The 15966-nt window shown below is 52.3% G+C and carries 15 protein-coding genes and 3 pseudogenes; 10 read left to right on the top strand and 8 right to left on the bottom strand.

The features are described 5' to 3' along the window. Positions 1-48: 48 nt before the first annotated feature. Together galP and metK are read right to left on the bottom strand one after the other, a co-directional pair. Positions 49-1443: a galactose/proton symporter gene (gene galP, locus C1P89_RS23975; RefSeq protein ID WP_001112301.1), complete on the bottom strand. Its 1395-nt coding sequence runs from the start codon at positions 1441-1443 to the stop codon at positions 49-51. A gap of 435 nt (positions 1444-1878) precedes the next feature. Continuing rightward, positions 1879-3033, bottom strand: coding sequence for a methionine adenosyltransferase (metK, locus tag C1P89_RS23980; RefSeq protein ID WP_001062128.1), 1155 nt, complete (start codon positions 3031-3033; stop codon positions 1879-1881). A 55-nt stretch (positions 3034-3088) separates the two neighbouring features. On the opposite strand from metK, the gene yqgD reads away from it, so the two are divergent. The 5 genes from yqgD to speB all read left to right on the top strand — a co-directional run bounded on the left by yqgD (position 3089) and on the right by speB (position 6862). After that, the gene (gene yqgD / locus C1P89_RS26310) at positions 3089-3340 is read left to right on the top strand and encodes a protein YqgD (RefSeq protein WP_001303651.1); all 252 of its coding nucleotides are present in this window, start codon (positions 3089-3091) and stop codon (positions 3338-3340) included. Between the two features lie 110 nt (positions 3341-3450). Continuing rightward, on the top strand, positions 3451-3594 hold the full coding sequence (yqgG, locus tag C1P89_RS26315) for a protein YqgG (RefSeq protein WP_001297404.1): 144 nt from the start codon (positions 3451-3453) through the stop codon (positions 3592-3594). A 93-nt stretch (positions 3595-3687) separates the two neighbouring features. Continuing rightward, complete coding sequence (gene yqgB / locus C1P89_RS23985) at positions 3688-3819, top strand: acid stress response protein YqgB (RefSeq protein WP_001297406.1); 132 nt, start codon at positions 3688-3690, stop codon at positions 3817-3819. A gap of 8 nt (positions 3820-3827) precedes the next feature. After that, a complete protein-coding gene (speA, locus tag C1P89_RS23990) occupies positions 3828-5804 on the top strand; it encodes a biosynthetic arginine decarboxylase (protein WP_001295380.1) in 1977 nt (658 codons plus the stop codon). Positions 5805-5941: 137 nt separating this feature from the next. Continuing rightward, entirely contained in the window at positions 5942-6862 is a 921-nt protein-coding gene (gene speB / locus C1P89_RS23995; protein WP_000105575.1) for an agmatinase, read from the top strand. A 142-nt stretch (positions 6863-7004) separates the two neighbouring features. On the opposite strand, the gene loiP is transcribed toward speB, so the two are convergent. Further along, a complete protein-coding gene (gene loiP / locus C1P89_RS24000) occupies positions 7005-7763 on the bottom strand; it encodes a metalloprotease LoiP (protein WP_000701842.1) in 759 nt (252 codons plus the stop codon). A gap of 277 nt (positions 7764-8040) precedes the next feature. Between loiP and tkt the strand changes: the two genes are divergently transcribed. The 3 genes and pseudogenes from tkt to cmtA all read left to right on the top strand — a co-directional run. Then, on the top strand, positions 8041-10032 hold the full coding sequence (gene tkt, locus C1P89_RS24005) for a transketolase (protein ID WP_000098609.1): 1992 nt from the start codon (positions 8041-8043) through the stop codon (positions 10030-10032). 313 nt (positions 10033-10345) lie between these two features. Further along, a complete protein-coding gene (gene cmtB / locus C1P89_RS24010) occupies positions 10346-10789 on the top strand; it encodes a PTS mannitol transporter subunit IIA (RefSeq protein WP_001239645.1) in 444 nt (147 codons plus the stop codon). Positions 10790-10816: 27 nt separating this feature from the next. Beyond that, a pseudogene (cmtA, locus tag C1P89_RS24015) lies at positions 10817-11809 on the top strand (PTS mannitol transporter subunit IICB); the annotation flags it as partial. Between the two features lie 14 nt (positions 11810-11823). On the opposite strand, the pseudogene C1P89_RS24020 reads toward cmtA, so the two are convergent. Beyond that, positions 11824-12521: pseudogene (locus tag C1P89_RS24020) on the bottom strand (IS1-like element IS1A family transposase). 56 nt (positions 12522-12577) lie between these two features. On the opposite strand from C1P89_RS24020, the pseudogene C1P89_RS24025 reads away from it, so the two are divergent. Beyond that, positions 12578-12655, top strand: a pseudogene (locus C1P89_RS24025) (transcriptional regulator); the annotation flags it as partial. Continuing rightward, complete coding sequence (locus C1P89_RS24030) at positions 12652-13365, top strand: nucleoside/nucleotide kinase family protein (protein ID WP_000687765.1); 714 nt, start codon at positions 12652-12654, stop codon at positions 13363-13365. The pseudogene C1P89_RS24025 and the gene C1P89_RS24030, both read left to right, overlap by 4 nt. On the opposite strand, the gene C1P89_RS24035 is transcribed toward C1P89_RS24030, so the two are convergent. From C1P89_RS24035 to C1P89_RS24050, 4 genes are read right to left on the bottom strand one after another with little or no spacing between them, the layout of a single operon-like run. Beyond that, positions 13337-14014 carry an ABC transporter ATP-binding protein gene (locus C1P89_RS24035; RefSeq protein WP_000956897.1) on the bottom strand — a complete coding sequence of 226 codons (678 nt, stop codon included), beginning with the start codon at positions 14012-14014 and terminating at the stop codon, positions 13337-13339. The genes C1P89_RS24030 and C1P89_RS24035 overlap by 29 nt on opposite strands. After that, complete coding sequence (locus tag C1P89_RS24040; protein WP_000256970.1) at positions 14008-14685, bottom strand: ABC transporter ATP-binding protein; 678 nt, start codon at positions 14683-14685, stop codon at positions 14008-14010. The genes C1P89_RS24035 and C1P89_RS24040 overlap by 7 nt, the downstream gene beginning before the upstream one ends. After that, positions 14673-15380, bottom strand: coding sequence for an energy-coupling factor transporter transmembrane component T (locus C1P89_RS24045; protein WP_000553211.1), 708 nt, complete (start codon positions 15378-15380; stop codon positions 14673-14675). Before C1P89_RS24045 ends, C1P89_RS24040 begins: the two co-directional genes overlap by 13 nt. After that, positions 15381-15959, bottom strand: coding sequence for an ECF transporter S component (locus tag C1P89_RS24050; RefSeq protein WP_000124312.1), 579 nt, complete (start codon positions 15957-15959; stop codon positions 15381-15383). It abuts the gene before it with no gap. Positions 15960-15966: the final 7 nt, after the last annotated feature.

The following is a 15966-nucleotide window of genomic DNA, read 5'->3' on the forward strand; positions in this document are numbered from 1 at the left end:
TGACTGCAAGAGGCGGCTTCCTCCGCGACGGGAGGAAGCCTGAGGAGATTAATCGTGAGCGCCGATTTCGCGCAGTTTACGACCTTTCATCAGGTTACGTTCAATATGTTCCAGCGAAACGTGTTTGGTTTCCGGTACCAGCCACAATGTCAGCAGGATAAACAGTACGTTCAGAGCCGCATACACCCAGAAGGTGTTGGCGTTACCCAGCGTGTTGAGCATGGTCAGGAACGTTGCGCCAACGATCATGTTGGCAATCCAGTTGGTGGCAGTGGAGCAGGTGATGCCAAAATCGCGGCCTTTCAGCGGCTGAATTTCGGAGCACAGTACCCAAATCAGCGGACCGGCACTCATGGCAAAACCGACAATAAACATCAGCAGCATGGCGATGGCGAAATACTGCGCCGACGGAGAGTGGATACCGATATGCATCATTGTACCGAGTACGCCCATGCCAGCAGCCATCACCAGGAAGCCCAGCGTTAGCGTTGGTTTTCGTCCCCAGCGGTCAACAAGGCCGATTGCGATAAAGGTGGCAAGTACGTTGGTCAGGCCGACAATCACTGTCCCCCACATTTGCTCTGTGGTGTTGGTATAACCCGCCAGTTCGAAGATTTTCGGCGCGTAATACATGATGACGTTCATCCCGGTGAATTGCTGCATTACCTGCAACAGTACGCCAAGGAACACCGCGCGGCGGAAGTTGCTGTTCTCTTTAAACAGCGCCCAGCCACTCTGTTTAACCTGCAAACTTTCACGGATTTCATCCAGTTCGCGTTTCGCTTCCGCGCTGGTGTCACGCAGGCGTAGCAGCACGCGTTCGGCATCAACAAAACGGCGTTTGGCGGCAAACCAACGTGGGCTGTCTGGCAGGAAGAAGACACCAATCAGCAGCAAAATTGCCGGGATGATAATCACACCCAGCATCCAGCGCCATGCACCGGTGTAGCTGAAGGCGGTATCAGAAAGATAAGCACCGAGGATCCCGATAGTGATCATCAACTGATACATCGAGATCATACTGCCACGAATTTTTTCCGGCGCAATTTCAGAGAGGTACAGCGGTGCGGTATAAGAGGCCACACCCACCGCCAGCCCCAGTAGAACGCGGGAAAGAATCAGTACTTCAACGTTTGGCGCAGCCGCAGAGAACAGCGAACCGGCAACAAACAAAATTGCGCCGATCATCAGGCTCTTTTTGCGCCCGAGTTTAAAGGAGAGCCAGCCGCTGCCCACCGCACCGACTGCCGCACCGAACATCATGGAGCTTACGACCCATTCTTGCGTGTGCGAAGTAATCTGGAATTCATCTGCAATAAACGGCAGTGCGCCAGCAATTACACCGATATCCAGGCCAAAGAGTAATCCCGCCAGAGCGGCAAGGAAGCAGACGAAAAACGTCATTGCCTTGTTTGACCGCCCCTGTTTTTTAGCGTCAGGCATGATGCCCTCCAATATGGTTATTTTTTATTGTGAATTAAGATAGGTGAGTACGACGTAAAAAGATGTGAAGCAAATCACATCAGTGTAATCGCTTACACTAACATTTATCTTAGTTATGGTTTAAGTGCATGAAAATAATTGAGTTATATCATCATAGATTAAACGCTGTTATCTGCAATTAAGACTTTACTGAAAAGAAATGTAACAACTGTGAAAACTGAATAATAATATGAAAATATTACAAATATTTGGCTGGTGTTATTGGTGTAATCGGTTTCAGTAGTGATGATAATTTGCGATAAAACGTGTTGAGGAAGAATGATGTTATTGTGCGGGCAGCTTTTTGCCGGATGCGGCGTGAATGCCTATCCACCGCGGTGAGGTAAAAGAAAAAGGCCAGCGCGAGGCTGGCCTTTGAAAGCAGGTGAAGAAAGATTACTTCAGACCGGCAGCATCGCGCAGCAGCTGCGCTTTGTCGGTTTTTTCCCACGGGAAATGTTCACGACCAAAGTGACCGTATGCTGCGGTTTCTTTGTAGATCGGGTGCAGCAGATCCAGCATCTGAATCAGACCGTATGGGCGCAGGTCGAAGAACTCACGTACCAGCAGAGTCAGTTGTTCAGAAGGCACTTTCTCAGTACCGAAAGTTTCTACCATAATGGAGGTCGGTTCAGCCACGCCGATTGCGTAGGAAACCTGAATTTCACAACGATCGGCCAGGCCAGCAGCAACGATGTTTTTCGCGACATAACGTGCTGCGTAGGCTGCGGAACGGTCCACTTTTGATGGATCTTTACCAGAGAATGCTCCGCCACCGTGACGTGCCATGCCGCCGTAGGTATCAACGATAATTTTACGACCAGTCAGACCGCAGTCACCCATCGGGCCACCGATAACAAAACGACCGGTCGGGTTGATGAAGAATTTGGTGGCAGAAGTCAGCCATTCAGCGGGCAGAATCGGCTTGATGATCTCTTCCATTACCGCTTCTTGCAGCGATTTCTGGTCGATCTCTTCAGAGTGCTGAGTGGAAAGCACGACAGCATCGATACCAACGATTTTGCCGTCGTCATACTGGAAAGTCACCTGGCTTTTCGCGTCCGGGCGCAGCCACGGCAGAGTGCCGTTTTTACGCACTTCAGCCTGACGCTGTACCAGACGGTGTGCATAGGTGATAGGTGCTGGCATCAGCACGTCGGTTTCATTAGTTGCGTAGCCAAACATCAGACCCTGGTCACCCGCGCCCTGTTCCAGCGGATCGGCACGGTCAACGCCCTGGTTGATGTCAGGAGACTGTTTGCCGATAGCGCTCAGAACCGCACAGGAGTTAGCGTCAAAGCCCATGTCGGAATGCACATAGCCAATTTCGCGAACGGTGTTACGGGTGATCTCTTCGATGTCTACCCAGGCGCTGGTGGTGATTTCGCCGCCAACTAAAACCATGCCGGTTTTTACGTAGGTTTCGCAAGCAACGCGTGCTTTCGGATCCTGTTCGAGGATCGCGTCTAAAACGGCATCAGAGATTTGGTCAGCAATTTTGTCAGGATGCCCTTCAGAGACGGACTCGGACGTAAAAAGGTGTTTTGCCATATTTAATATCACCTAAAGAGAATTTGGTTAGCTCAAACTGTTGTGTGGATTTTCTGTGGTAGCGGATCCTACCACGACTCTGCAGGTTAAAAACACTGGCAGTCTGAGTGTTAATCGGTATGGATGGATTAACATCTGGATGGCTATTTTAGGTCAATTCTTCACCCGATTTCCACTTTTTTTTGAATCGTGTCTCATTCTGTTAAAAACGTGGCTGGAAATTTTTCCTGACAATGCCGGCATTCTGCGTATTTATCTTTTGCAATTTTCTGCCATTGTGGGGTATAAAACGCGGCGCGCGGCTTAAATAAAAAGCACACGACGTTTCTTTCGTGTTGCCACTTCCAGCCGGGTTGAAATCAGAGTTTTGGCTTGTGGGTTCGTCTTAACAGGCGGCCGTGGAGGTGATACGAAATAATGAACCGTTGTCTGCTGCTTAACCTGTCTCACCGTTCTGGTGAAGATTCGTTCCCCGCACTCTGCATCTCTGCTTTGCATACCTGCCGATGTTATACCCATCTCGGCGCTTCTCAGGATTCAAGAGCTGGTTACAGTTACTGAGGACTGAACAAGGGCGCTCTTGTAAAAACAAGAGTTTTCTCGTGGTTTCGCCGAACTGTCACACTTACGTTCGGTTATGTGCTTAATAATGTTATGAAAAAGAAACCGGTTGCGCAGTTGGAGCGTCAGCATTCACTGCTGGAAAATCCATGTGCTTATGGGTTGTTATCGCAGTTCCAGGCTGCGATAGTCGTTAACTGTTTTACACTTAATAAAATAATTTGAGGTTCGCTATGTCTGACGACATGTCTATGGGTTTGCCTTCGTCAGCGGGCGAACACGGTGTACTACGCTCCATGCAGGAGGTTGCAATGAGCTCCCAGGAAGCCAGCAAGATGCTGCGTACTTACAATATTGCCTGGTGGGGCAATAACTACTATGACGTTAACGAGCTGGGCCACATCAGCGTGTGCCCGGACCCGGACGTCCCGGAAGCTCGCGTCGATCTCGCGCAGTTAGTGAAAACTCGTGAAGCACAGGGTCAGCGTCTGCCTGCACTGTTCTGTTTCCCACAGATCCTGCAGCACCGTTTGCGTTCCATTAACGCCGCGTTCAAACGTGCGAGGGAATCCTACGGCTATAACGGCGATTACTTCCTTGTTTATCCGATCAAAGTTAACCAGCACCGCCGCGTGATTGAGTCCCTGATTCATTCGGGCGAACCGCTGGGTCTGGAAGCCGGTTCCAAAGCCGAGTTGATGGCAGTACTGGCACATGCTGGCATGACCCGTAGCGTCATCGTCTGCAACGGTTATAAAGACCGCGAATATATCCGCCTGGCATTAATTGGCGAGAAGATGGGGCACAAGGTCTATCTGGTCATTGAGAAGATGTCAGAAATCGCCATTGTGCTGGATGAAGCAGAACGTCTGAATGTCGTTCCTCGTCTGGGCGTGCGTGCACGTCTGGCTTCGCAGGGCTCGGGTAAATGGCAGTCCTCCGGCGGGGAAAAATCGAAGTTCGGCCTGGCTGCGACTCAGGTACTGCAACTGGTTGAAACCCTGCGTGAAGCCGGGCGTCTCGACAGCCTGCAACTACTGCACTTCCACCTCGGTTCGCAGATGGCGAATATTCGCGATATCGCCACGGGCGTTCGTGAATCCGCGCGTTTCTATGTGGAACTGCACAAGCTGGGCGTCAATATTCAGTGCTTCGACGTCGGCGGCGGTCTGGGCGTGGACTATGAAGGCACCCGTTCGCAGTCTGACTGCTCCGTAAACTATGGCCTCAATGAATACGCCAACAACATCATCTGGGCGATTGGCGATGCGTGTGAAGAAAATGGTCTGCCGCATCCGACGGTAATCACCGAATCGGGCCGTGCGGTGACTGCGCACCATACCGTGCTGGTGTCGAATATCATCGGCGTGGAACGTAACGAATATACGGTGCCGACCGCGCCCGCAGAAGATGCGCCGCGCGCGCTGCAAAGCATGTGGGAAACCTGGCAGGAAATGCACGAACCGGGAACTCGCCGTTCTTTGCGTGAATGGTTACACGACAGCCAGATGGATCTGCACGACATTCATATCGGCTACTCTTCCGGCACCTTTAGCCTGCAAGAACGTGCATGGGCAGAACAACTCTATCTGAGCATGTGCCATGAAGTGCAGAAGCAACTGGATCCGCAAAACCGTGCGCATCGTCCGATAATCGACGAACTGCAGGAACGTATGGCGGACAAAATGTACGTCAATTTCTCGCTGTTCCAGTCAATGCCGGACGCATGGGGGATCGACCAGTTGTTCCCGGTTCTGCCGCTGGAAGGGCTGGATCAAGTGCCGGAACGTCGCGCTGTGCTGCTGGATATTACCTGTGACTCTGACGGTGCTATCGACCACTATATTGATGGTGATGGTATTGCCACGACAATGCCAATGCCGGAGTACGATCCAGAGAATCCGCCGATGCTCGGTTTCTTTATGGTCGGCGCATATCAGGAGATCCTTGGCAATATGCACAACCTGTTCGGTGATACCGAAGCGGTTGACGTGTTCGTGTTCCCTGACGGTAGCGTAGAAGTAGAACTGTCTGACGAAGGCGATACCGTGGCGGACATGCTGCAATATGTACAGCTCGATCCGAAAACGCTGTTAACCCAGTTCCGCGATCAAGTGAAGAAAACCGATCTTGATGCTGAACTGCAACAACAGTTCCTTGAAGAGTTCGAGGCAGGTTTGTACGGTTATACTTATCTTGAAGATGAGTAAGTCCTGTGTTACTTGAATCCGCTTAATTTAGCGGTGATAATCCGCCACAATTTATTGTGACAAATCCAACCCTTCCTCGTCGGGCCTAACGACGCGGAAGGGTTTTTTTATATCGACTTTGTAATAGGAGTCCATCCATGAGCACCTTAGGTCATCAATACGATAACTCACTGGTTTCCAATGCCTTTGGTTTTTTACGCCTGCCGATGAACTTCCAGCCGTATGACAGCGATGCAGACTGGGTGATTACTGGCGTGCCGTTCGATATGGCCACTTCTGGTCGTGCGGGTGGTCGCCACGGTCCGGCAGCGATCCGTCAGGTTTCGACGAATCTGGCCTGGGAACACAACCGCTTCCCGTGGAATTTCGACATGCGTGAGCGTCTGAACGTCGTGGACTGCGGCGATCTGGTATATGCCTTTGGCGATGCCCGTGAGATGAGCGAAAAGCTGCAGGCGCACGCCGAGAAGCTGCTGGCTGCCGGTAAGCGTATGCTCACCTTCGGTGGTGACCACTTTGTTACGCTGCCGCTGCTGCGTGCTCATGCGAAGCATTTCGGCAAAATGGCGCTGGTACACTTTGACGCCCACACCGATACCTATGCGAACGGTTGTGAATTTGACCACGGCACTATGTTCTATACCGCGCCGAAAGAAGGTCTGATCGACCCGAATCATTCCGTGCAGATTGGTATTCGTACCGAGTTTGATAAAGACAACGGCTTTACCGTGCTGGACGCCTGCCAGGTGAACGATCGCAGCGTGGATGACGTTATCGCCCAAGTGAAACAGATTGTGGGTGATATGCCGGTTTACCTGACTTTTGATATCGACTGCCTGGATCCTGCTTTTGCACCAGGCACCGGTACGCCAGTGATTGGCGGCCTGACCTCCGATCGCGCTATTAAACTGGTACGCGGCCTGAAAGATCTCAACATTGTTGGGATGGACGTAGTGGAAGTGGCTCCGGCATACGATCAGTCGGAAATCACCGCTCTGGCTGCGGCGACGCTGGCGCTGGAGATGCTGTATATCCAAGCGGCGAAAAAGGGCGAGTAAGCACCAGATGCGATGCCACCCGTAGGCCGGATAAGATGCAGTCAGCATCGCATCCGGCAATGCGCACAGGGTAACAAATGTGCCATTGATGTCAGATGCGGCGTGAACGCCTTATCTGACCTACGTTCGACACCACCAGGCTTTACTTAATCCCATCCGCGCTCATGCGATCGCGAATATGCTGGGCGCGTTCGGCGGATGCCGGATGGTCGTCAAACATTGAGCTTTGGCGGCCTTCTTCCAGTTTCGCCAGTTTTTCAAAGCTGGTGGCAAGACCTGCCGGGCTGATGCCGCGTTGGCGCAGAAGATCGTAAGAATAATCATCGGCTTCTGCTTCCTGGCGCTGGGAGAATTGCGAATTGACTAATTTCTCGCCCAGATCACCAAGTTGTGATTGAGATAAACTGCCGACAATCCCGCCCGCAGAGGCCGCAGCTACTCGCACGGCATTTGTACCAAGCGCCACCTGCATCCCTTTCTTCACATGGCCTAACGCCACGTGCCCCATCTCGTGACCGATCACCGCTTCGACTTCGTTATCTGTCATCATATCCATCAGCCCGCTATAGACGCGGATACAGCCGTTAGCCATTGCAAAGGCGTTCACATCCTTCGCCATATACACTTTGTAATTCACCGGCTGACCGTTGATATTGTTGCCTAGCGCATTGGCAATAGTTGTCAGACGTTTAGCGTATTCGCTATTGGCTGGCGCAATCGTCGCCTTGCTGTCCATCTCCTGACATGCCTGATCGCTCAGGGTTTTCACCTGCGCATCACTCAAACTGTAAGCCTGAAAAGCTTCCGCTCCTGATGAGAGCAGTCCGTTGGAGTCCATATTCTGGCAACCAGTCAGTACCGTTGCCACGCTCATTGCTACCAATAAGGCGCGAATTTTCATGTTTTCTCTTCCGCACAAGGTCAGGATTATTCTAAAAATGCGCCGTTTGCAGGTGAATCGACGCTCAGTCTCAGTATAAGGAAAAGCGCAGCGGACGGGCGAGTAGATTGCGCAACATGCGAGCATGATCCAGAGATTTCTGAAGCGGCAAAAGGATGTTCCATGTACATGACGCGCGGCTTGCGGTAAATTGTTGGCAAATTTTCCGGCGTAGCCCAAAACGCGCTGTCGTCAAGTCGTTAAGGGCGTGCCCTTCATCATCCGATCTGGAGTCAAAATGTCCTCACGTAAAGAGCTTGCCAATGCTATTCGTGCGCTGAGCATGGACGCAGTACAGAAAGCCAAATCCGGTCACCCGGGTGCCCCTATGGGTATGGCTGACATTGCCGAAGTCCTGTGGCGTGATTTCCTGAAACACAACCCGCAGAATCCGTCCTGGGCTGACCGTGACCGCTTCGTGCTGTCCAACGGCCACGGCTCCATGCTGATCTACAGCCTGCTGCACCTCACCGGTTACGATCTGCCGATGGAAGAACTGAAAAACTTCCGTCAGCTGCACTCTAAAACTCCGGGCCACCCGGAAGTAGGTTATACCGCTGGTGTGGAAACCACCACCGGTCCGCTGGGTCAGGGTATTGCCAACGCAGTCGGTATGGCGATTGCAGAAAAAACGCTGGCGGCGCAGTTTAACCGTCCGGGCCACGACATTGTCGACCACTACACCTACGCCTTCATGGGCGACGGCTGCATGATGGAAGGCATCTCCCACGAAGTTTGCTCTCTGGCGGGTACGCTGAAGCTGGGTAAACTGATTGCGTTCTACGATGACAACGGTATCTCTATTGATGGTCACGTTGAAGGCTGGTTCACCGACGACACCGCAATGCGTTTCGAAGCTTACGGCTGGCACGTTATTCGCGACATCGACGGTCATGACGCAGCATCCATCAAACGCGCAGTAGAAGAAGCGCGCGCAGTGACTGACAAACCGTCCCTGCTGATGTGCAAAACCATCATCGGTTTCGGTTCCCCGAACAAAGCCGGTACTCACGACTCCCACGGTGCGCCGCTGGGTGATGCAGAAATCGCTCTGACCCGCGAACAGCTGGGCTGGAAATACGCACCGTTCGAAATCCCGTCTGAAATCTATGCGCAGTGGGATGCGAAAGAAGCAGGCCAGGCGAAAGAATCTGCATGGAATGAGAAGTTTGCGGCTTACGCGAAAGCTTATCCGCAGGAAGCGGCTGAATTTACCCGCCGTATGAAAGGCGAAATGCCGTCTGACTTCGACGCCAAAGCGAAAGAGTTTATCGCTAAACTGCAGGCTAATCCGGCGAAAATCGCCAGCCGTAAAGCGTCTCAGAATGCTATTGAAGCGTTCGGCCCGCTGTTGCCGGAATTCCTCGGCGGCTCCGCTGACCTGGCACCGTCTAACCTGACCCTGTGGTCTGGTTCTAAAGCAATCAACGAAGATGCTGCGGGTAACTACATCCACTACGGTGTTCGCGAGTTCGGTATGACCGCGATTGCTAACGGTATCTCCCTGCACGGTGGCTTCCTGCCGTACACCTCCACCTTCCTGATGTTTGTCGAATACGCACGTAACGCTGTACGTATGGCTGCGCTGATGAAACAGCGTCAGGTGATGGTTTACACCCACGACTCCATCGGTCTGGGCGAAGACGGCCCGACTCACCAGCCGGTTGAGCAGGTCGCTTCTCTGCGCGTGACCCCGAACATGTCTACATGGCGTCCGTGTGACCAGGTTGAATCCGCGGTCGCGTGGAAATACGGTGTTGAGCGTCAGGACGGTCCGACCGCGCTTATCCTCTCCCGTCAGAATCTGGCGCAGCAGGAACGTACTGAAGAGCAACTGGCAAACATCGCGCGCGGTGGTTATGTGCTGAAAGACTGTGCTGGTCAGCCGGAACTGATCTTCATCGCGACCGGTTCGGAAGTTGAACTGGCTGTTGCCGCCTACGAAAAACTGACTGCCGAAGGCGTGAAGGCGCGCGTGGTTTCCATGCCGTCTACCGATGCATTCGACAAGCAGGATGCGGCTTACCGTGAATCCGTACTGCCGAAAGCGGTTACTGCACGCGTTGCGGTAGAAGCGGGTATTGCTGACTACTGGTACAAGTATGTTGGCCTGAATGGCGCTATCATCGGTATGACCACCTTCGGTGAGTCAGCTCCGGCAGAGTTGCTGTTCGAAGAGTTCGGCTTCACCGTCGACAACGTCGTTGCGAAAGCAAAAGAACTGCTGTAATTAGCATTTCGGGTAAAAAGGTCGCTTCGGCGACCTTTTTTATTACCTTGATATGTCCGTTTGCGGACAAGCAATAGATAAAGCGTGTTGTAGATCACAAATATTTATATGCAATAAATATCAATTATGTAATATGCATCACGATATGCGTATTGACATTTGTTGTTATATCTATAACTCAATGTTATATAAGAAATTAATAATTCACTGTTTTCAAAACACCGGTTTCCCTGCTCAATTGCTTTCATTAAACCGCACGAGTATTTTATTTTTACCGCCGGACGGTACCCTAAAAATAAAATAAGGATAATTTATGCGGCTTAGTGACTATTTTCCAGAATCATCAATCTCAGTTATACATTCAGCAAAAGATTGGCAGGAAGCTATCGATTTCTCGATGGTATCATTGCTGGATAAAAACTATATCAGCGAGAATTACATTCAGGCAATTAAAGATTCCACCATTAACAATGGCCCTTATTATATTCTCGCACCAGGCGTGGCAATGCCTCATGCGCGACCGGAATGTGGGGCGCTTAAAACCGGGATGTCTTTGACATTACTTGAACAAGGTGTTTATTTTCCGGGGAATGACGAACCAATAAAATTACTCATCGGCCTTTCTGCTGCCGATGCCGATTCGCACATTGGCGCTATTCAGGCGTTAAGTGAATTACTGTGCGAAGAAGAAATACTCGAACAACTCTTAACAGCAGCATCAGAAAAACAATTAGCGGACATAATCAGCCGCGGATAATTACTCTCTCCTCTACAGGATAATATTATGGAAAACAAGTCTGCTCGTGCAAAGGTCCAGGCTTTTGGGGGCTTTTTGACGGCAATGGTCATCCCCAATATTGGTGCTTTTATTGCCTGGGGTTTTATTACTGCGTTATTTATTCCCACCGGTTGGCTGCCTAACGAACATTTCGCCAAAATTGTCGGCCCGATGATTACCTATTTATTGCCCGTGATGATTGGTTCTACCGGTGGTCATCTGGTCGGCGGTAAACGCGGCGCGGTCATGGGCGGAATAGGTACTATTGGTGTGATCGTCGGCGCAGAGATCCCGATGTTCCTTGGCTCAATGATTATGGGGCCGCTCGGTGGGCTGGTCATAAAATATGTTGATAAGGCACTGGAAAAACGCATACCTGCCGGTTTTGAGATGGTTATCAATAACTTCTCATTAGGTATCGCGGGGATGCTCCTTTGTCTGCTGGGTTTTGAAGTTATCGGCCCGGCGGTGTTAATTGCCAATACTCTCGTCAAAGAGTGTATTGAGGCGCTGGTACATGCGGGTTATCTGCCTCTGCTGTCAGTCATCAATGAACCGGCGAAAGTGCTTTTCCTCAATAATGCGATCGATCAGGGCGTCTATTATCCGCTGGGAATGCAACAGGCTTCGGTTAACGGTAAATCCATCTTCTTTATGGTGGCGTCCAATCCTGGGCCTGGCTTAGGGCTGCTGCTGGCGTTTACCTTGTTTGGTAAAGGGATGAGTAAACGTTCTGCGCCCGGGGCGATGATTATTCACTTCCTCGGTGGGATCCACGAACTGTATTTCCCGTATGTGCTGATGAAGCCGCTGACCATTATTGCCATGATTGCGGGCGGTATGTCTGGCACCTGGGTGTTTAACTTACTGGACGGTGGTCTGGTGGCTGGCCCAAGTCCGGGGTCTATCTTTGCTTACCTGGCACTGACGCCGAAAGGCTCGTTCCTGGCGACAATTGCCGGTGTTACGGTAGCTACCCTGGTGTCCTTTGCTATCACGGTAATGACTCCAACTTATTGATAGTGTTTTATGTTCAGATAATGCCCGATGACTTTGTCATGCAGCTCCACCGATTTTGAGAACGACAGCGACTTCCGTCCCAGCCGTGCCAGGTGCTGCCTCAGATTCAGGTTATGCCGCTCAATTCGCTGCGTATATCGCTTGCTGATTACGTGCAGCTTTCCCTTCAGGCGGGATTCATACAGCGGCCAGCCATCCGTCATCCATATCACCACGTCAAAGGGTGACAGCAGGCTCATAAGACGCCCCAGCGTCGCCATAGTGCGTTCACCGAATACGTGCGCAACAACCGTCTTCCGGAGACTGTCATACGCGTAAAACAGCCAGCGCTGGCGCGATTTAGCCCCGACATAGCCCCACTGTTCGTCCATTTCCGCGCAGACGATGACGTCACTGCCCGGCTGTATGCGCGAGGTTACCGACTGCGGCCTGAGTTTTTTAAGTGACGTAAAATCGTGTTGAGGCCAACGCCCATAATGCGTGCAGTTGCCCGGCATCCAACGCCATTCATGGCCATATCAATGATTTTCTGGTGCGTACCGGGTTGAGAAGCGGTGTAAGTGAACTGCAGTTGCTATGTTTTACGGCAGTGAGAGCAGAGATAGCGCTGATGTCCGGCAGTGCTTTTGCCGTTACGCACCACCCCGTCAGTAGCTGAACAGGAGGGACAGCTGATAGAAACAGAAGCCACTGGAGCACCTCAAAAACACCATCATACACTAAATCAGTAAGTTGGCAGCATCACCAGAGGCGCGTTTTAGCGGAATGGTCAAAACGGCGCTGACGCTGGCAGTAACGACCACCTTAAAGGAATTAACGCCGTGAAAATTGAATTAACGGTGAATGGGCTGAACGTGCAAGCGCAGTACCATGATGAAGAGATAGAACGCGTGCATAAACCGTTGCTGCGTATGCTGGCGGCCTTACAGACGGTAAATCCGCAGCGGCGTACGGTGGTTTTTCTTTGCGCTCCGCCGGGGACGGGTAAATCTACCCTAACCACCTTCTGGGAATATCTCGTGCAACAAGACCCGGAGCTGCCCGCTATTCAGACGCTCCCGATGGATGGTTTTCACCATTACAATAGCTGGCTGGACGCGCATCAATTGCGCCCCTTCAAAGGCGCACCAGAGACATTTGACGTTGCGAAACTGGCGGAAAATCTGCGCCAGGTGGTGGAAGGGGATTGTACGTGGCCGCAGTACGATCGACAAAAGCATGATCCTGTTGAAGATGCGTTGCACGTTACCGCACCACTCGTCATCGTCGAAGGAAACTGGTTGTTGCTGGACGACGAGAAGTGGTGCCAGCTTGCGCAATTTTGTGATTTCTCGATCTTTATCAACGCGCCAGCTACTGCGTTGCGGGAGCGTCTGGTGGGGCGCAAGCTGGCGGGAGGGGTATCGCTGGCAGATGCAGAAGCCTTTTATGACCGTACCGACGGGCCGAATGTTCGCCGGGTGCTGGAAGAGAGTCTGCCTGCAAATTTGACCTTAATGATGACCGCTACGGGTGAATATCGTCTGGTGGATTAACGTTCCTGATTACACCATCTTCCAGTCGCACCACACGAGAGAAATGACGCCGGGTAAATGCGGCGTCATGACTGATTGCTACCACGCTCGTGCCTCGCTGGCGGCACTTCTCCAGCCAGCTTTCAAATACGCTCAACCAATTTTCGTCAAAATCCCGACTCGGCTCGTCCAGCAGTAATAGTGGCGGAGAGAGTGCTTCCAGGCAGGCGACGGCGACCATCCGTCGCTGCGCACTATGCAGATCCAACGGGTGCGAGTTGGCAGTGTCTGCTAACTGACAACATTGCAGGGCAGCATGGGTACGTTGAGTGATTTCATCCGCCGGGCATTTTTGCAGTTTCAAACCAAATGCGATCTCGTCAGCGACGGTGCTGTGAAAAAGTTGGTTTTCCGCTTCCTGAAACAGTACGCCAACCTTTGCCGCGCGCTGGCGGTTTTTCAGGTTTTTCATCGCCTGTTGTTGCAGCATAACCGTACCGGCTGTGGGCGTAAGAAGACCTGCCATTACTCGTAACAGCGTCGATTTTCCCGCGCCATTGTCGCCGGTCAGCGCCAACCATTCACCTTGTTTGAGTTGCAGAGAAATGTCGCAAAGACAATCCGTTGCTGCGCTAGGCCAGCGATAAGATATCTGATTTAACGTTAACATAGTGGCTGGAGCGCTCCGTTTTGCAATTGCCACGCTTGCTGGCAGTAGTTCAGGAAAGGTGTGCGATGACGTTCAAAAAGAATAATCAGCGAACCACGTTCAAGCGCCCAGTGTTGTAAGCGCTGCAACAGCATTTCGCTGGCCTGCGGCGTCAGGCGACTAAAGGCTTCATCAAGAATTAAGAGCTTTGGCTGCATCGCGATGGCGCAGGCGATGACCACGCGTTGTGTCTCTCCACCGGAGAGTGTTGCCGGGTGACGATGGCGCAACGGCTGGCACTCGGTCAGAGTCAGGGCGGCATCAATCCGCGCCATAATCTCTGTTTCAGCAAGACACAGATTTTCTGGCCCAAAGGCAACTTCTTCTTCCACGCTAAAGGTACAGCCGGAGAGCTGCAAATAGGGCGATTGCTGGACGAGCTGGATGGTGGCGGATTGTTCATTAAGCGGGAGATGCCCAATGGGCGTACCGAGGAGCGTCCCCGTGCCTGTTATCTCTCCTGGCAGAAAGTCCGGATACCAGCCCGCCATCAGCTGTGCCAGCGTACTTTTGCCACTGCCGTTGTCACCAAAGATGGCGACCATCCCCGGTTTGACATAGTGAAAGTCATAACAGAACGGAGGATGCGTTGAGTGTGTCGGGCAATAACGGAACTGTTCTAACGTAACCATATCCACGCTCCGAATTCTGTTAGCATCAGCAAGATCATGGTGTAACGCGCTACGCGTTGTAGGGTGCTATCGGCTGGTGCCCACAACGTTGTTCGTCGGTTGTGGATCCGAAATGCCCGCATATCCAGCGCCGCACCACGGACAGCCAGATCGTTAAGCGCATTGTGTGTTAGCAGAATAATTAACGCGGGCATCGCACGTAAACGCTGATACCAGCCCTCATCCAGCGGCACGCCGCGGGCACGCTGCGCTTCATGAATAATCGCTAATTGCCGTTTTAACTGCTCAACGACCAATAACGGTCCGGCAAACAGATAAGCGACGCCTGGCGGCAGGCGAGAAGCAAACAGAGCGCGGATAAAACATTGCACGGGGACGTACTGCATCCACAACTGTGAGGTTGAAACAATCGCCAGAATCCGCAACCAGAGCGTAATAGCATGCGTCCAACGCTCCGGCGAACGCGGCGTGCCGCTTAGCCATTCTGTTAGCCAGCCACCGTGTACCAGCCACAGCCCGGCTCCCAGCGAGAACATCAGCCAGGCGACATATTTTGCCCGCCGCCGCGTGGCCTTTAGCGCAATAAGACAAAAAAAGGTCGCCGCGCTATAGATCGGCAAAATGGTCTGCGCGGGCAGGATAAGCGTGGTGCAGGCCGCCAATGCCCACAGTGTTAATGAGGTAAATGGATGCATTTAGCGCACGGCAGCCATTGCCGGAAAATGGCGCGTGGTGCGAATCGGCAGCTGGCGCAGTAAAAGCCAGACAATCACCGCTGTAAGAATTTTATCGACCAGGTTCGCGCCTATCACCGTAATCGCCACCGACTCCACCAGGTTTTGCCCCATCGAGTGCATCCAGGCAACGAACAAATCGGCTCCGCTACCGGTGACACCGCCGAACAGCGCAGTACGCAGCGGTACAGCGACGACCGTTACCGCAAGCGTAATAATCACGCCGCTGACAACGACTTTTGGCAGGGTGCGAAACCAACCCGCTCGCGCCAGCCAACCGGCGACCAGGCCGATGACCATCGCGACGGGTGCAAATGCGGCGGCGATCGGGTCGGTCAGCAATCCCCAGAGTAAATTGGTCAGTAAGCCGGTCAGCATTCCGATCACCGGACCAAGCAGTACCGCGCTAATAAGTGTGCCGATGGAGTCGAGAAATATAGGTAATTTGACCATGCTGGCCAGTTGCCCGCCGATCATATTGATGGCGATAGATATAACGATCAACACCAGTGCCTGACTGGAAAAGTGGCTACGCGCCATAAGAAAA

The sequence above is a fragment of the Shigella sonnei genome, from assembly GCF_002950395.1.
GTDB lineage: Bacteria > Pseudomonadota > Gammaproteobacteria > Enterobacterales > Enterobacteriaceae > ECMA0423.

Coding starts and splice junctions, on each gene's coding strand:
- yqgG (WP_001297404.1), top strand. CDS start 3,451: ATGAACCGTTGTCTGCTGCTTAACCTGTCTCACCGTTCTGGTGAAGAT.
- C1P89_RS24035 (WP_000956897.1), bottom strand. CDS start 14,014: ATGTTAACGTTAAATCAGATATCTTATCGCTGGCCTAGCGCAGCAACG.
- cmtB (WP_001239645.1), top strand. CDS start 10,346: ATGCGGCTTAGTGACTATTTTCCAGAATCATCAATCTCAGTTATACAT.
- speA (WP_001295380.1), top strand. CDS start 3,828: ATGTCTGACGACATGTCTATGGGTTTGCCTTCGTCAGCGGGCGAACAC.
- tkt (WP_000098609.1), top strand. CDS start 8,041: ATGTCCTCACGTAAAGAGCTTGCCAATGCTATTCGTGCGCTGAGCATG.
- C1P89_RS24045 (WP_000553211.1), bottom strand. CDS start 15,380: ATGCATCCATTTACCTCATTAACACTGTGGGCATTGGCGGCCTGCACC.
- loiP (WP_000701842.1), bottom strand. CDS start 7,763: ATGAAAATTCGCGCCTTATTGGTAGCAATGAGCGTGGCAACGGTACTG.
- galP (WP_001112301.1), bottom strand. CDS start 1,443: ATGCCTGACGCTAAAAAACAGGGGCGGTCAAACAAGGCAATGACGTTT.
- speB (WP_000105575.1), top strand. CDS start 5,942: ATGAGCACCTTAGGTCATCAATACGATAACTCACTGGTTTCCAATGCC.
- yqgB (WP_001297406.1), top strand. CDS start 3,688: ATGAAAAAGAAACCGGTTGCGCAGTTGGAGCGTCAGCATTCACTGCTG.
- metK (WP_001062128.1), bottom strand. CDS start 3,033: ATGGCAAAACACCTTTTTACGTCCGAGTCCGTCTCTGAAGGGCATCCT.
- C1P89_RS24040 (WP_000256970.1), bottom strand. CDS start 14,685: ATGGTTACGTTAGAACAGTTCCGTTATTGCCCGACACACTCAACGCAT.
- C1P89_RS24050 (WP_000124312.1), bottom strand. CDS start 15,959: ATGGCGCGTAGCCACTTTTCCAGTCAGGCACTGGTGTTGATCGTTATA.